The following is a 1,581-nucleotide window of genomic DNA, read 5'->3' as shown; positions in this document are numbered from 1 at the left end:
TCTTTTTCATAAACTCTCCTTAAGTAATGTACTTATTCGTATCATAGCACACATATAGTAACGACTTCATCTTCTGAATAAACAAACCATCAAAAAACGGGCTCATCTCTCATACGCGAACAAGTTTAAAAAAGCATAGTATACAGTGTTCCTACAAACATGATATCTCATAATTTCTTACAGTAGACCCTCTAATCATTCATTTTGACTTTTAATATAAGGAGGCTTTCCACATGGGTTACGGATATAGTTGTGGCGGTTATGGTGGTTACGGCGGTTTCGGTTACGGTGGTGGTTACGGCGGTGGTTGTGGTTATGGCGGTTTCGCGTTATTAATCGTTTTATTTATCCTTCTAATCATCATTGGAGCTAGCTGCTGGGGCGGCTTCGTCGGCTGCTAAGTAAGATTTAAAAACTATTGTAAAAGAGCACGTGATTTACGTGCTCTTTTGCTATATAAAAAATTCATTATGTGAAAGGAATCATTCTTATGAAAATTGATGGTGTGTTTGAAGGTGGGGGTGTTCGTGGAATTGCACATGTTGGGGCAATTTGTGCATTAGCTGAGCAAGGCTACGATTGCGAACGCGTAGCCGGAACATCAGCTGGTGCTATTATCGCAGCCCTTTTGGCAGCTGGTTATTCTTGTACAGAGCTAAAAGACATTATAAATAACGTAGATTACCATCAATTCACAAAAAAAACTTTACTTGATAAGATCCCACTTATAGGAAAAGGGTTAAACACATGGGCTAGATTAGGAATCTATTCCAATGTATTTTTAGAAGAATGGCTAGAAGACTTACTAAGAAAAAAGGGAATTTATCATTTTAGTGACTTACCTAATCCAAAAAATCTAAAAATCATCGTTTCAGATATAAGCAATGGCAAAATGGTTGTTTTCCCTGATGACTTACCCAACTATGGTTTTTCAAATTATCGTTTTCCAATCGCAAAAGCAGTTAGAATGAGCGGGACTATTCCTTTCTTTTTTGAACCAGTGAAATGGAAAACACCAAAATGGAAACAACCTTGTTACATGGTTGATGGTGGTATTTTAAGCAATTATCCAATCTGGATCTTCGACTCACCCACTATACCTCGCTGGCCTACCTTTGGCTTCCATTTTGTGAAAGATGAAATCCAAGCAGAGCCTGTTCCTTATGAAGAGCCTATTTCTATGTTCAAAGGGTTATTTAAAACAATGATGCAAGCACACGACTTACGTTATTTGGATAAAGAATCAAAAGCGCGAACCATTACAATTCCAACAGGTTCAATTACAAGTACCAATTTCCAATTAACTGATGCCGAAAAAGAATGGCTCTATCAATCTGGATACAACGCTGCGAATAAATTTTTACAATCTTGGAACTTCAAAAGATATGTCCATGAATATAGAAGCGGAAATCAAGATCGAAAAATATATCATCAAAACCGCTATTTGGATTCATAATATTCTTCTTTCAATTAGATTGTTCTTACTTTACATTACTATCAAATCAATAAGCCTAATAAACTATAATTGTATTAGGCTTATTGATTATAAGGTACACTTTAACACATATATACATCAATTAA

General features: G+C 35.9%; 2 protein-coding genes. Both read left to right on the top strand.

Translation table 11 applies throughout. The annotated features are described in order from the left end of the window. The first annotated feature begins 233 nt into the window (after positions 1 to 233). Positions 234 to 401: a sporulation protein YjcZ gene (gene yjcZ, locus V7183_RS25095; RefSeq protein ID WP_097898594.1), complete on the top strand. Its 168-nt coding sequence runs from the start codon at positions 234 to 236 to the stop codon at positions 399 to 401. Positions 402 to 490: 89 nt separating this feature from the next. Beyond that, positions 491 to 1,456: a patatin-like phospholipase family protein gene (locus tag V7183_RS25090; RefSeq protein WP_335361229.1), complete on the top strand. Its 966-nt coding sequence runs from the start codon at positions 491 to 493 to the stop codon at positions 1,454 to 1,456. Positions 1,457 to 1,581: the final 125 nt, after the last annotated feature.

This window comes from Bacillus sp. JJ1127 (assembly GCF_036965845.1).
GTDB lineage: Bacteria > Bacillota > Bacilli > Bacillales > Bacillaceae_G > Bacillus_A.
The sequence above is the reverse complement of the archived record's forward strand: the minus strand, read 5'-3'. Positions and strand labels throughout refer to the sequence as shown.

Bases quoted from the DNA above. Each gene is read 5' to 3' on its own strand.
- yjcZ (WP_097898594.1), top strand. From the start codon at position 234: ATGGGTTACGGATATAGTTGTGGCGGTTATGGTGGTTACGGCGGTTTC.
- V7183_RS25090 (WP_335361229.1), top strand. From the start codon at position 491: ATGAAAATTGATGGTGTGTTTGAAGGTGGGGGTGTTCGTGGAATTGCA.